The organism is Achromobacter sp. Root83 (assembly GCF_001428845.1).
GTDB lineage: Bacteria > Pseudomonadota > Gammaproteobacteria > Burkholderiales > Burkholderiaceae_B > Achromobacter.
In genome coordinates this window covers 519,916-533,026 of sequence record NZ_LMIU01000022.1, presented here as the reverse complement: position 1 = coordinate 533,026, position 13,111 = coordinate 519,916, and the positions used below count along the sequence as shown (strand labels likewise).

Here is a 13,111-nt window from a genome sequence, read left to right as displayed (position 1 = left end):
CTCGGGGCGACACGGTTTACTCCCTTCCCAGTCCCTCCGCCATGTCCAGTGCAGCGCCCGAATACGCCTTTGCCACGCCCTTCCTGAATCCCCCCGCTTCGCCGATCCGATCGCTCATGCCCTACGCCATGCGCCCGGGCACCATTTCGCTGGCGGGCGGGTATCCCGCGCAGGAACTTTTCGATGTGGACGGGCTGTCCATCGCGTCGACGCAGGTCATGGCCCGTCTGGGCGCCTGTCTGCAGTATTCCAATATCGACGGCCAGGCCAGCCTGCGCCATCAACTGGCGGCCCTGTCCGCGGCGCGCGGCCTGCACTGCAACGCCGACACCGAACTCGTCGTGACGGGCGGATCGCAGCAGGCGCTGGCGCTCCTGACCCGGGTCATGCTGCAGCCCGGCGACCACGCCGTCATCGAATCGCCCGCCTTCCCCAATTCCGTGCAGGCCTTGCGCTACACGGGCGCCACGGTGCATACCGTGCCCTCCGGGCCCGACGGCATCGACGTGGATGCGCTGGATGCGCTGGCCACCCGCGTCAAGCCCAAGATCGTCTGCGTCGTCGCCTCGTTCTCGAATCCCTGCGGCGCCACCATTACGCGCCAGCGCCGCTTGCGCCTGCTGGAGTTGGCGGTCAAGCACCGGTTCCTGATCGTGGAAGACGATCCCTACAGCGAACTGCGCTTCGCCGGCGAGGCCGTGCCGCCCATCGCGGCCCTGGCCGAAGGCGAAGCCCGCCATTGGGCGGTGTACCTGGCCAGCATGTCCAAGACCATGGCGCCCGCGCTGCGCATCGGCTGGCTGATCGCTCCGCCCGAAATCCGCCGCCGCTGCGTCAGCGCGAAGGCCGCCGACGACATGGCTTCGTCGGCCTGGATCCAGGAAGTAGTGGCGCAGTACCTGGCCAACGGGCGCTACGGCGAACACGTGCCGCGCATCCGCGCCGCCTATGGCTTGCGCTGCGACGCCATGGCCGAATCATTGGCCCGGGAACTCAACGGCCGCGTCACCTTCAGCAAGCCCGAGGGCGGCATGTTCTTCTGGGCGCGCCTGACGGGCGACATCGATGCCACGCGCCTCCTGCCCTACGCCATCGAACACGAAGTGGTCTACGTGCCGGGCAAGGCTTTCTACGCCGACGCGGCGCAGGCCGACCTGTTCGCTATGCGGATGTCCTTCGCCACCATGAACGAAGGCCAGATCGCGCAAGGCATGGTCCGGCTGGGGCGTGCGCTGGACGCGTGCCAGGCCAACGAACCGGTCTCGATTTCGCTGGCGGCTTGACGGCGCGCATCCGCGCGCGCGTCGCGTATTGCTATCCTTGCCCGGTGTCCGCTGGCCTTGCCGGCGGACATACCTAAATAAGCGCTTGTTATTTGGCGCGGGCGCTTCATGTCTATAAGCTTCTTGCCTCGGCGCGTCTTCGCGCCCGGTAGCAGAACAGGAAACCAGGTCATGAACATTGCAAAAGGGTTGGCGGGCGCGGCGCTATTGATGGCGGCGGCGCAGGGTGCGCAGGCGGCAACGTTGGACGTCGTGCGCCAGCGCGGCGCGGTGGCTTGCGGCACGACCACGGGCTTCGCGGGCTTTTCCGCGCCCGATGCGCAAGGCAAGTGGCAGGGCCTGGATGTGGACCTGTGCCGCGCCGTTGCCGCGGCGGTCTTCGGCGACGCCAACAAGATCAAGGTGGTGCCGCTCAATTCGCAGCAGCGTTTCACCGCGCTGCAATCCGGCGAAGTGGACGTGCTGACGCGCAACACCACTGTGACGCAGCAGCGCGACACGGCGCTGGGCATCATCCATGCGGGCATCAACTTCTATGACGGCCAGGGCTTCCTGGTGCCGAAGTCGCTGGGCGTGAAGAGCGCCAAGGAAATCAACGGCGCCACGATCTGCCTCCAGACCGGCACCTCGAACGAGAACACGCTGGCCGATTGGGCGCGCGCCAACAACGTGAGCTACAAGCCCGTCGTGATCGAGACCTTCAACGAAGTGGTCAATGCGTTCGCGTCCGGCCGCTGCGACGTCTTTTCGACGGACGCGTCGGGCCTGGCTTCGATTCGCATCTCCAAGCTGCAGAACCCCGACGATTACGTCGTGCTGCCCGAGATCATTTCCAAGGAGCCGCTGGGTCCGTTCGTGCGCCAGGGCGACGATGCCTGGCTGAACATCGTGCGCTGGTCGCTGTCGGCGATGATCGAAGCCGAAGAATACGGCGTGTCGTCCAAGAACGTGGACGAGCAGGCCGAGAGCGCCAACCCCAACATCAAGCGCATCCTCGGCGTCACGCCCGGCAGCGGCGCCAACCTGGGGCTGGACGAGAAGTGGGCCTACAACATCGTCAAGCAGGTGGGCAACTACGGCGAGAGCTTCGAGCGCAACGTGGGCGAGGGCAGTCCGCTGAAGATCAAGCGCGGCCTGAATGCGCAATGGACGCAGGGCGGGTTGCTGTACGCCTTGCCGATCCGCTGAGCCGGGACGGCCCTGGCCGTCTTCGGCCAGTCCGGAAAATAGAAAAGCCCCCGAGGGGGCTTTTTCTTTGGCTATCCGCGCCGGTAGACTTGCGCGATCTTCACGAAGGCGGCACGCAGTTCACGCGTGCCTCCCTGGAAAATCACCGGCTTTCCGCGATGCGTGAACACCACCAGGCGCTTCGAAAAAAGCATCGGCACAAAGCGCGCATAGCGCACGTCCTCCCAGGCCACCTCGCGCCGCGTGAACCAGGTCTGCCGCAGGCCGCGTTCGTCTATGGTGGTGATGGACGTCTGCATGTGCCAGGACACGAACAGCAATCCGACGAAACACAGCACCACCACCACGGCCAGGACGGTATCGAACGGCTGCGAGGGGGCGCGGATCGCGGTGGTCACGACCTGCACACCCAGGATGGCCAGGATCACCCAGGTCAGGATGCGCACCCAGTCGGGCCACGCCTGGCCCGCCAGGGGCAGGGGGCCGATGACGCGCAGCAGCTCCGCGTGGTCTTCGGGCGGGGGAGTGCCGGGGGTAGTTGTCATGCGGCCCGTTTGGCGGCGATCGCGTTGCCGGCGCGGCTCGAACCCTTGCGGTTCAGATGCGCCGACATCCATTGGCCGATATCGACCACGGCGTCGAAGTCCACGCCGGTATCGATGTCCAGGCCGCGCAGCATGTACAGCACGTCTTCGGTCGCGACGTTGCCGGTGGCGCCCTTGGCGTAGGGGCAGCCGCCCAGTCCGGCCACCGAGGTGTGGAAAATGGAGATGTCCGTTTCCAGCGCCGCCAGGATGTTGGCCAACGCCTGGCCGTAGGTGTCGTGGAAGTGGCCGGAGATGCGCGCCGGATCCACCACGCGGGTCACGGCGGCCATCACTTCGCGCACGCGCTTGGGCGTGCCCACGCCGATGGTGTCGGCAACGTCGATCTCGTCGACCTGCATCGCCAGGTAGCGTTGGGCCACGTCCACCACGGACTCGACGGGAACTTCGCCTTGGTAAGGACAGCCCAGCGCGCAGCTGATGCTGCCGCGCACGCGGATACCGGCCTCGCGGGCGGCCTGCACTACGGGTTCGAAGCGCGCGATGGATTCGGCGATGGAGCAGTTGATGTTCTTTTGCGAGAACGCTTCACTGGCGGCGCCGAAGATCACGATTTCGTCCGCGCCGGCGGCCAGCGCGCCCTCGAAGCCCTTCATGTTGGGCGTGAGCACGGAGTAGATCGTGCCCGGGCGGCGTTCGATGCGCGCCATCACGTCGGCGCCATCAGCCATTTGCGGCACCCACTTGGGCGACACGAACGACGCGGCTTCCACATTGGGAAAGCCCGCGGCGGTCAGGCGATTGATCAGTTCCACCTTGATGTCGGTGGGGACAAATTCTTTTTCGTTCTGCAGACCGTCGCGAGGCGACACCTCGACGATCTTCACGCGGGAGGGCAATGCCATGTCTCTTCCTGTATCGGTATGGGATGACCGGCGCAACAAGACTGCCGCGCTACCGACAATATTAGCGCCATCGCATGGCGCGCTGCTTGGCGGGATACTCGAGCGTGGCCGGCGGCCGGCTCGCACCGAAAGAAGGAGCCGCGAACGGTCCCTAGTTCAAACGCTGGTAGCGGCCATCGTCCAGGCGGGCGATGCGGCCCTGCAGTTCCAGCTCGACAAGCTGCGTCTGCAGATGGGCGGTGTCCAGGCCGCAGCGGGCCTGGATGGCATCCAGGTGCAGCGGATCAAAGCCCAGGGCATCCAGCACGGGATGGCCGGGCGGCGGCGCGGCAACCTCGGGGCGGACCGCTGCCGCCGGAATCGGGCCGCCGCCCAGCTCGTCGGTGATGTCCTTGGCGGTTTCCACCAGCTTGGCGCCCTGGCGGATCAGCGCATGGCAGCCGCGGGACAGGGGGGAATGGATGGAACCGGGGATGGCGAAGACCTCGCGCCCGCTTTCGCCGGCCAGCCTGGCCGTGATGAGCGAGCCGCTCTGTCTGGCGGCTTCCACCACCAGCACGCCCCGCGCCAGCCCGGCCACGATGCGGTTGCGCTTGGGGAAATGTTGCGGCAGGGCCCCGGTGCCCAGCGGAAGTTCGGACACCAGGGCGCCGTGCGCGGCGATGCGGTGGGCCAGATCGCGGTGGCGGGCCGGGTAGATGCGGTCGATGCCGGTGCCCATGACCGCCACGGTGCCCGCGCCTTCGGGGCCGGCGTCCAGGGCGCCTTCGTGCGCCGCCGCGTCTATGCCCAGCGCCAGTCCACTGACGACTCGCCAGCCGTGCGCGGCCAGATGACGGGCGAAGGCGCGCGCGTTTTCCTGCCCGCCGGGCGTGGCATTGCGGGCGCCCACCACGGCCAGCGACGGACCCTGCAGGAAAGCGGGGTCGCCTGCCACGTAGAGCAGGATCGGCGGGTCGGCGATCGTCAGCAGGCTCTGGGGATAGGTGGGGTCGGCCAGCGTCAGGATGTGGCGGCCAGGGGCCTCGACCCATTCCAAAGCGCTTTCCACGTGGGCCGCCATGTCGGCCGGCATGGGCGCGGCCAATTGCCGCGCCAGCGCCTCGGGCACGTGGCGCGACAGCGCGGTCGCGCGTTGCGCATAGATCTGGTCGGGCAGCCCCAGCGCGCTCAGGAGCGTGCAGGCGGTGGCGGAGCCGATATTCGGCTCCAGGGACAGCCGCAGCCAGGCGGACAGTTCGGCGGAGGTTTGCGTAAGCGGCATGGAGCAGGCGCGGAAGAGGCGTCGGGGGTGCAAGAGTGTCGCATGCGCGGACCGTCCGCGCGGGGGCGGGTGGACCGTTATGCGCGGCCGCGCTGGTGCGGAAAAATGCGGGCGCACAGCAATGCCCGCAATCCCGGAGTTAGCCGAAAACTATTAGAAATCAAGACTCTAATGAATTAAACTCATTGCTAAGCATCACTACTGGCGATTCCCTTTCAATGGCTTTACTTCCCATCCTCCGTTACCCGGATCCGCGCTTGCACAAAAAGGCCAAGCCGGTCGCCGAGGTCGATGACCGCATTCGTCAACTGGTGCGCGACATGGCCGAAACCATGTACGACGCGCCGGGTGTCGGCCTGGCCGCGACCCAGGTCGACGTGCATGAACGCGTGGTCGTGATCGACGTGTCCGAGGACAGCAATCAATTGCTGACCTTGATCAACCCCGAGATCACGTGGCGCAGCGACGACTACAAGATCTACGAAGAAGGCTGTCTGTCGGTACCGGGCGTGTACGACGAGGTCGAACGCGCGTCGCGCATCCGCTGCAAGGCGCTCGACATCGACGGCCAGCCGTTCGAGTTCGAAGCCGACGGCCTGCTGGCCGTGTGCGTGCAGCATGAACTGGATCACCTGGAAGGCAAGGTGTTCGTGGAATACCTGTCCAACCTGAAGCAGAACCGCATCAAGACCCGGCTGAAAAAGGCCGAACGCGAAGCGTTGCGCGTCTAGAAGAGCCCACCCCCTGCCCGCTGCGCGGGCCCCCTCAAGGGGGCGACGCCTGCGGACCGGCGGAGCCGGATCCGCGGCGTCCGCGATTGGCGGAGCTTCTGTTGGTGGATCTTCGGTGTCCTTTGAGCTTCCATCTCATTTTTTGGTCTTCATCCCATGCGCATCGTTTTTGCCGGTACGCCGGAATTTGCCCGTATCGCGTTCGACGCCCTGCGGGCCGCCGGTCACGACATTCCCTTGGTCATGACGCAGCCCGACCGTCCCGCGGGGCGGGGGTTGAAGCTGACGCCCAGCCCCGTGAAGCAGGCGGCGCTGGACGCGGGCATTGAAGTCGCCCAGCCGCGCAGCCTGCGGCTGGACGGCCGCTATCCTGAAGAGGCCGCGGAGGCCCGCGCGCTGCTGGAAAGCGTGGCGCCCGATGTCATGGTGGTGGCCGCCTACGGCCTGATCCTGCCGCAATGGGTGCTGGACCTGCCGCGCCTGGGCTGCCTGAACATCCACGCAAGCCTGCTGCCGCGCTGGCGCGGCGCGGCGCCGATCCAGCGCGCCATCGAAGCCGGCGATGACCGGACGGGCGTGACCATCATGCAGATGGATCAGGGCCTGGACACGGGGGACATGCTGCTGGAGCGGGTGGTGCCGATCACCGGCGAGACCAACGCGGCCCAGTTGCACGACGCGCTGGCGCTTGCGGGCGGCGAGGCCATCGTCGCCGCGCTGGAGGCCCTGGCGCAGGGCGGGTTGACGCCACGCAAGCAGCCGGAAGAGGGCGTGACCTACGCCGCCAAGCTGGACAAGGCCGAGGCCGCGCTGGATTGTGCCCAGCCGGCCGAACTGCTGGCGCGCCGCGTGCGGGCGTTCAATCCCGTTCCCGGCGCCAGCATCCGCCTGCCCGGCCTACCCGATGCGGTGAAGGTCTGGCGCGCGCAGGCGCTGGACGAAGCCACGGCGGCCACGCCGGGTAGCGTATTGCGCGTGGACAGCACAGGCATCGATATCGCCACCGGCCGTGGCGTGTTGCGGCTGCTGGAGCTGCAGAAAGCGGGCGGCAAGCGCCAGCCGGTGGATGTGTTCGTGCGCGGCTGGCAGCCGTCCTGAACGTTCAGGGCTTGCGCCGTTCGGCCAGCAGATCCACGTAGGCGCCCGACAATAGCTGTCCGGGCGCGATCCCCAGCCCTGCCATCAGCGTATGGGCCTCTTCCATGCCCGCTTGCGCGCTTTCATCCTCGCGCAGCACCACTTCAAGTTCCAGGAACTCGCCCAGGTCTTCCACCCGGTCCAGATGGATGCGGGTGCGGCCGGCCATGAATACCGTCCGGTGCTTCTTCACGCGGCCGGTCGCGCCGTAGGCCAGGATCAGCGCCTCGCGCAGCGTGTCCGGCGAATTCGTGGGCGAGACGATGTAGAAGCTTTCCTTGGGGCCGGTGTCGTCGGCGCGGCGATAGAAGATCAGTTCGCCCGAGCCGTCGGCGAAAGCGCGCAGCTTGAGGCGGCCGCTGGCGCACGCGAAGAACGTGTCGTCCTGCGCGATAACGACGGGTTCCTGCCCCGACAGGGCCGCCGCCAGGGGTTCGATGGCGGCCAGGCTGTCGACCTGGGCCTTGATTTCAACGTTGCGTGCCATGTGCGTCGTCCTGAATCAGTTTGCGGGATCAATACAACGTACCCGCCACGCGGGCGGGCAGGTCGCGGTCGTAGGCGGCGCCGTCGAAGGTGCCGGCGGTCAGGTCGGAGAGAATGCGGCCGACGCTGGGCAGCGCGCTGCGCGGCACTTGCGTTTCCGGATCCCAGAGCCGGGAGCGCAGCAGCGCGCGCGAGCACTGGAAGTAAACCTTCTGCACGTCGACGACCAGCACCGAGCGCGGCAGCTTGCCGTCCATCTCGAAGCGCGAAAGCAGGGCGGGATCCACGCTGATGCGCGCCGTGCCGTTGACCCGCAGGGTCTCGCCCACGCCCGGCACGAGAAACAGCATAGCCACGCGCGGATCCGCAAGAATGTTCAGCAGGCTGTCGAGGCGGTTGTTGCCGCGGCGGTCCGGCAGCAGTAGTGTCTTTTCGTCTTCCACCGTCACGAATCCCGCCGGGTCGCCGCGCGGCGAGGCGTCCAGTCCGCCCGGTCCCGCCGTCGCCAGCACGGCGAAGGGCGCGGCCTCGATGAACGCGCGGTAGTGCGGATGCACGTGGTCCACTTCCTTCTTGAGAGACGCTTCGCCGGACGAACCGTAAAGCGCTTGCAGAACGTGCGCGTCGGCAATGAGGTGGGCGGGATCGATGTGCATGGCGGGGATCCGGTTCAGGTCAGATTGGGCAGATCGGAGACGGTCAGGAATAACTCATCGGGGCCGCGGCCGCGCAGGGCTTCAAGGTGGTTGTAGCCCCAGGCGACCGAGCCGACGCGCACCCCGGCCTTGCGGGCGGCGTCGATGTCGCGCATTTCGTCGCCCACCAGCAGGAAACGCTCGGGCGCGGTGCCGTGCTGCCGGAGCAGGCGATCGATCTTGGCGGCCTTGCCGAACAGGTCGGTGCCGCATTCATAGTCGTCGAACAGCGCGGCGGTCGAGTCTCCCAGCACGCGGCGCACGTTCTCGATGGAATTGGAACTGACCACAGCCAGCCGCATGCCGCCCGCCTTCAGGCGGGCCAGCGCGTCGGGAATGCCGTCGAACAATTGGACGCTGGGGTCGATTTCCTGCATCAGGGACCGCACATGCGCCATGATCGCCGGCAGCTTCCACAGCGGGATGTTCAGGAACTTCAGGATCTCTGATGCTTCGCGGCTGCGGAGCTGCTCGCGTTCGGATGCGTCGATCTTGCGGAAGCCGTATTTGTCGGCCACCGTGTTCAAGATGGAGTTGAACCAGGGCATGGTGTCGGCCAAGGTCCCGTCGAAGTCAAATGCTGCAATGTCGTATTTCAAGTAAGGAATCCAATGCCGGCTCGCCGGCTACATGCCGTGCGGGTGCAGCAGATATTGCACGACGGGCGCCAAGCCTTCAAGCGGCGGGGCGCTGGCGACGACGCGCGCCGCGCTGGTCCAGGGGTAGTCCAATGCCAGCAGCCACCCGAACACTGCCGCCATGTCGTGGGCGGGCAGGGTCACCATGGTCTCGATGGTGATGGTCAGGCGCGTGGCCCGGTAGGGCTCGGGCTGGAACGTCCAGTCATAGCGGCCACAGCCCACCCGCACGTTGCCGGTGGCCTTTTCCGTCATGCCCACCAGCCAGTCGCACTGGTAGGCGGGAAGACATGCGCGGGCGTCGGGGCGCGACAGATAGAAGGTGTAGACGTTGTCGTAGGTCTGGCCGAATTTGCGCACGAGCGTGTCCGCGATGGCGGCCAGGCCGTGCGATTCGGGCGGAAAGGCGATGGCCTGCGTGCGCAGCGCCATCTTCAGCACCGCGTCGGGTGCGAACGCGCGCGCCATGTAATGCGGGCGGTTCTCGTCCTTGGCGTGAAAATAGTCGCGCAATACGGACTCGGTGCAGGAAGGGAACAACGAATCGGTGGGCATTGCGGGGGCTTCCGTTAGGGGCTCGAGAAAGGTCAGGCTTTGACCGGGTCAAACCACTTCGAGACGTTGGGCGGCTCGTAGATGGCAAAGCGGTCCAGCAGCAGGGCGGGGTCTTCTTCCACCACCAGCATGTCGCGATGCTGGGGGCGGATGAAGGCTTCTTCGACGGAGTGGTCCACGAATTGCATCAGCGCATCGTAATACCCCGCGACGTTCAGCAGCCCGCAGGGCTTCTGGTGCATGTTCAGTTGCGCCCAGGTCCAGACCTCGAAGAACTCTTCGAGCGTGCCGGCGCCGCCGGGCAAGGCGACGAACCCGTCGGCCTTTTCCATCATCATGGCCTTGCGTTCATGCATATTCTGCACCATGTGCAATTCGGTCAGCCCGAGGTGCGCCTGTTCCTTCTTCAGCAGAAGCTCCGGGATCACGCCGATCACGCGGCCGCCGCCGGCCAGCACTTCATTGGCCACCACGCCCATGATGCCGACCACCGAACCGCCATACACCAGGCCGAGGTCGCGCTTGACGAGTTCGCGAGCCAGCACGCGGGCTTGTTCGATGTACTCGGGCCGGGTTCCGGGGTTGGAACCGCAGTACACGCAGATGTTCTTCAGAGTCATGACAGGGTGGAAGGTTGCCGGTCCCGTTACAGAATGCGTCACGGGTCTTTCGGGAAGCCGTTAGTTTACGCAAGGTTTGAGAGGGCCTTCGGACGGCCGCCATCGCAGGCGATTCGGGGTCATGGGCAATGTTTGGACACAGCATGTTCCGCCATGATCGGTAGACTGAACTTTGCGAAAACGACTGGAAGTCCAGCGTCGTCCTGCTTTCACTGACCAAGAGGAGCTAACGATATGGAACAAGCAACGCGCACCCCGCAGCAAGCGAGCCGCCCGTTCGAGATGGATGTGAAGGCGATCCGTGCCAAGGCGCGCCAGGACATCGAGTCCGGCGCCGTCACCGACACCTATCGCGCCGACCGGGAAACGGTGCTGAAGCTGCTTAACGAAGCGCTCGCCACCGAGATCGTCTGTGTGCTGCGCTACAAGCGCCACCACTTCATGGCGCGCGGCCTGAATGCGGAGCCCGTCGCCGCCGAGTTCGCCGCGCATGCCACGCAGGAACAGGAGCACGCCGACATGCTGGCCGAACGCATCGTCCAGCTGGGCGGCGAGCCGAACCTGTCGCCCAAGGGGTTGCTGGAACGCAGCCACTCCGAGTACGTCGAAGGCAATTCGCTGGAAGACATGATCAAGGAGAACCTGATCGCCGAGCGCATCGCCATCGACAGCTATCGGCAGATGATCGAATATCTGGGCGAGCAGGATTCCACGACGCGCCGCATGCTTGAAGAGATATTGGCGGTGGAAGAAGAGCACGCCGACGACATGTCGGACTTCCTGGCCAAGACCTGAGCGCCGCAAGACGGCGGCAGGTGAGGATCCAGCGCCGGCATGCGGGAATTCCGCATGCCGGCGCTGGTTTGAACGGCGCTTGTTTGAACGACGCTTACAGCGCGTCGGCCCAGAGGTCGTACTCGTCCGAGTCCGTGACGCGCACGCGCACCATGTCGCCCGCCTTGAGCGGCGTTTCCGAACTGACGTAGACACAGCCGTCGATTTCCGGAGCGTCGCCGGCGCTGCGGCCCACGGCGCCGTCCTCGTCCACTTCGTCGATCAGCACATCGATCTCGCGGCCTACCTTCAGGGCCAGGCGCGCGGTCGAGATGGACTGCTGCAAGGCCATGAAGCGTTCCCAGCGGTCTTGCTTGACGTCGTCGGGCACCGGGTCGTCCAGCAGATTCGCGGGCGCGCCTTCCACCGGCGAATACTGGAAACAGCCGACGCGGTCGAGCTGCGCTTCCTGCATCCAGTCCAGCAGGTACTGGAAGTCTTCTTCGGTTTCGCCGGGAAAGCCGACGATGAAGGTCGACCGGATCGTCAGGTCCGGACAGATCTCGCGCCAGCGCTTGATGCGCGCCAGCGTCTTGTCTTCGAAGGCCGGACGCTTCATGGCCTTCAGGATGCGCGGGCTGGCATGCTGGAACGGGATGTCCAGGTACGGCAGGATCTTGCCTTCGGCCATCAGCGGAATCACCTCGTCCACGTGCGGATAGGGATACACGTAATGCAGGCGCGTCCAGACGCCCATTTCGGACAAGGCCACGCAGAGCTCGGTCATGCGGGTCTTGACCGGCCGGCCGTTCCAGAAGCCGCTGCGGTACTTCATGTCCACGCCATAGGCGCTGGTGTCTTGCGAGATCACCAGCAGTTCCTTCACGCCGGCTTTCACCAGGCGTTCGGCTTCGCTCAGCACGTCGCCCACCGGGCGGCTGACCAGGTCGCCGCGCATCGAGGGGATGATGCAGAAGCTGCAGCGATGATTACAGCCTTCCGAAATTTTCAGGTAGGCGTAGTGGCGCGGCGTGAGCTTGACGCCTTGCGGCGGCACCAGGTCCAGGTAGGGATTGTGGTCCTTCTTGGGTGGCGCGGCGCTATGCACGGCGCGCACCACTTCTTCATATTGCTGCGGACCGGTCACCGACAGCACGCTGGGGTGGACGTTGCGTATCACCGATTCCTCGACGCCCATGCAGCCGGTGACGATGACCTTGCCGTTTTCGGCGATGGCCTCGCCGATCGCTTCCAGCGATTCGGCCTTGGCGCTGTCGATGAAACCACAGGTATTGACCACGACGACGTCGGCGTCGTTGTAGTCGGGCGTGACTTCGTACCCTTCGGTGCGCAGTTGGGTCAGGATGCGTTCGGAATCGACCAGGGCTTTAGGACAGCCCAGGGAAACGAACCCCACGCGTGGGGTTCGGCCGGCGGCGTTGGCGGCGGCGATGGTGTCGGCCAGGGGGGCGGCGACGGACGCGTTCGCGTCAGCGCTGTTGGTTTTGCCGGGGCCCTTGCCAGGCCGGGAGGTTTCGAGGATTTCCAATGTCGTTCACCAAAAAATCGCGCGGCAAGCGTGTTGCGTGGCGGATGTGTTGTTCGTGTCGGGTGAAGCCGGGGCGGCAGGCTTCAAGATTCAGCGTGCTCGTTAGCGCGCCACGGGGGCAGCTCTCGCAGGGTCTCGGGGTGAAGCATCGCCACCTGCAGCAGGGTCTTCGCCGCGCCCGAGGGGGTGCGGCGTCCTTGTTCCCAATCTTGCAGAGTGCGTACGCTCACGCCCAGCAGTTCAGCGAAATCCGTCTGCGGCAGGCCCACGCGGCTGCGTGCTTCGCTGATATGCGACGCCTGCCATCCTGCGCTGCGCGCTGTCGGGGCAGCTGCATTCTTCATAGTTCTTCAAAAGTCGGGTGGGCCTGTATGTGGCGTCCCAGGGGGTAGGCCGTCGTGCCACGATGATGGCGAAGGCTAATTTTAAATTATACGGCATTGCCGTAGGGCAAGAGGGGGAGGCGCTCATCCAATCGCCAGCCGGACCGGTTTCCCGACCCGACTCAACATCTCCACCAGCGCGTCGATGGTGAACTTTGCTGTCTTCTTGTTCACCACGTCGGACACGCGCGGCCTAGACACCATCAGGATCTCCGCGGCCTCGGCCTGCTTCAGGCGTCCTGCAACCGCCTTTGTCCAACATAATGAGGCCGATTCGTCAGATTCAGAATCAGTCCGACCGCCGCCGTCGTGAACTGACCTCGGGTATCTTCGCTGGCTTACGGGCAGCCCAGGCTGA

General features: G+C 65.7%; 15 protein-coding genes and 1 pseudogene. 5 read left to right on the top strand and 11 right to left on the bottom strand.

Annotated features, from left to right (window positions below; genetic code table 11):
* Positions 1 to 41 precede the first annotated feature (41 nt).
* Positions 42 to 1,283, top strand: a complete 1,242-nt coding sequence (locus tag ASE30_RS18230; protein WP_057285674.1) for a PLP-dependent aminotransferase family protein — start codon at positions 42 to 44, stop codon at positions 1,281 to 1,283.
* Between the two features lie 171 nt (positions 1,284 to 1,454).
* Positions 1,455 to 2,471, top strand: coding sequence for an amino acid ABC transporter substrate-binding protein (locus ASE30_RS18225; RefSeq protein WP_057285673.1), 1,017 nt, complete (start codon positions 1,455 to 1,457; stop codon positions 2,469 to 2,471).
* Positions 2,472 to 2,542: 71 nt separating this feature from the next.
* On the opposite strand, the gene ASE30_RS18220 is transcribed toward ASE30_RS18225, so the two are convergent.
* The 3 genes from ASE30_RS18220 to dprA all read right to left on the bottom strand — a co-directional run bounded on the left by ASE30_RS18220 (position 2,543) and on the right by dprA (position 5,185).
* A complete protein-coding gene (locus ASE30_RS18220; protein WP_057285672.1) occupies positions 2,543 to 3,016 on the bottom strand; it encodes a hypothetical protein in 474 nt (157 codons plus the stop codon).
* Positions 3,013 to 3,921 (bottom strand): hydroxymethylglutaryl-CoA lyase, encoded by a 909-nt coding sequence (locus ASE30_RS18215; RefSeq protein WP_057285671.1) that lies wholly within the window; start codon positions 3,919 to 3,921, stop codon positions 3,013 to 3,015. The genes ASE30_RS18220 and ASE30_RS18215 overlap by 4 nt, the downstream gene beginning before the upstream one ends.
* A gap of 151 nt (positions 3,922 to 4,072) precedes the next feature.
* Entirely contained in the window at positions 4,073 to 5,185 is a 1,113-nt protein-coding gene (gene dprA, locus ASE30_RS18210; RefSeq protein WP_057285670.1) for a DNA-processing protein DprA, read from the bottom strand.
* Between the two features lie 218 nt (positions 5,186 to 5,403).
* On the opposite strand from dprA, the gene def reads away from it, so the two are divergent.
* Together def and fmt are read left to right on the top strand one after the other, a co-directional pair.
* Positions 5,404 to 5,916 carry a peptide deformylase gene (gene def / locus ASE30_RS18205; protein ID WP_057285669.1) on the top strand — a complete coding sequence of 171 codons (513 nt, stop codon included), beginning with the start codon at positions 5,404 to 5,406 and terminating at the stop codon, positions 5,914 to 5,916.
* A 156-nt stretch (positions 5,917 to 6,072) separates the two neighbouring features.
* Complete coding sequence (fmt, locus tag ASE30_RS18200) at positions 6,073 to 7,014, top strand: methionyl-tRNA formyltransferase (RefSeq protein ID WP_057285668.1); 942 nt, start codon at positions 6,073 to 6,075, stop codon at positions 7,012 to 7,014.
* A gap of 4 nt (positions 7,015 to 7,018) precedes the next feature.
* Here the strand turns inward: fmt and ASE30_RS18195 are convergent, their stop codons facing one another.
* Genes ASE30_RS18195 through ASE30_RS18175 form a run of 5 tightly spaced genes read right to left on the bottom strand, consistent with a single transcriptional unit; the run spans position 7,019 to position 10,047 of the window.
* A complete protein-coding gene (locus ASE30_RS18195) occupies positions 7,019 to 7,540 on the bottom strand; it encodes a class IV adenylate cyclase (protein WP_057285667.1) in 522 nt (173 codons plus the stop codon).
* Between the two features lie 28 nt (positions 7,541 to 7,568).
* The gene (locus ASE30_RS18190; protein WP_057285666.1) at positions 7,569 to 8,195 is read right to left on the bottom strand and encodes a pyridoxamine 5'-phosphate oxidase family protein; all 627 of its coding nucleotides are present in this window, start codon (positions 8,193 to 8,195) and stop codon (positions 7,569 to 7,571) included.
* A 14-nt stretch (positions 8,196 to 8,209) separates the two neighbouring features.
* Positions 8,210 to 8,833, bottom strand: a complete 624-nt coding sequence (locus ASE30_RS18185) for an HAD hydrolase-like protein (protein WP_057285665.1) — start codon at positions 8,831 to 8,833, stop codon at positions 8,210 to 8,212.
* Positions 8,834 to 8,860: 27 nt separating this feature from the next.
* On the bottom strand, positions 8,861 to 9,427 hold the full coding sequence (locus tag ASE30_RS18180) for a hypothetical protein (protein ID WP_057285664.1): 567 nt from the start codon (positions 9,425 to 9,427) through the stop codon (positions 8,861 to 8,863).
* A 32-nt stretch (positions 9,428 to 9,459) separates the two neighbouring features.
* Positions 9,460 to 10,047, bottom strand: a complete 588-nt coding sequence (locus ASE30_RS18175; RefSeq protein ID WP_057285663.1) for a TIGR00730 family Rossman fold protein — start codon at positions 10,045 to 10,047, stop codon at positions 9,460 to 9,462.
* Positions 10,048 to 10,281: 234 nt separating this feature from the next.
* Here ASE30_RS18175 and ASE30_RS18170 point away from each other — a divergent pair, with 234 nt between their 5' ends.
* A complete protein-coding gene (locus tag ASE30_RS18170; protein ID WP_057285662.1) occupies positions 10,282 to 10,842 on the top strand; it encodes a bacterioferritin in 561 nt (186 codons plus the stop codon).
* Between the two features lie 94 nt (positions 10,843 to 10,936).
* On the opposite strand, the gene rimO is transcribed toward ASE30_RS18170, so the two are convergent.
* The 3 genes and pseudogenes from rimO to ASE30_RS18155 form a co-directional block, all read right to left on the bottom strand.
* On the bottom strand, positions 10,937 to 12,274 hold the full coding sequence (rimO, locus tag ASE30_RS18165; RefSeq protein WP_057285932.1) for a 30S ribosomal protein S12 methylthiotransferase RimO: 1,338 nt from the start codon (positions 12,272 to 12,274) through the stop codon (positions 10,937 to 10,939).
* Between the two features lie 179 nt (positions 12,275 to 12,453).
* On the bottom strand, positions 12,454 to 12,714 hold the full coding sequence (locus tag ASE30_RS18160) for a DNA-binding transcriptional regulator (RefSeq protein WP_057285661.1): 261 nt from the start codon (positions 12,712 to 12,714) through the stop codon (positions 12,454 to 12,456).
* A gap of 123 nt (positions 12,715 to 12,837) precedes the next feature.
* Positions 12,838 to 12,987: pseudogene (locus tag ASE30_RS18155) on the bottom strand (helix-turn-helix domain-containing protein); the annotation flags it as partial.
* Positions 12,988 to 13,111: the final 124 nt, after the last annotated feature.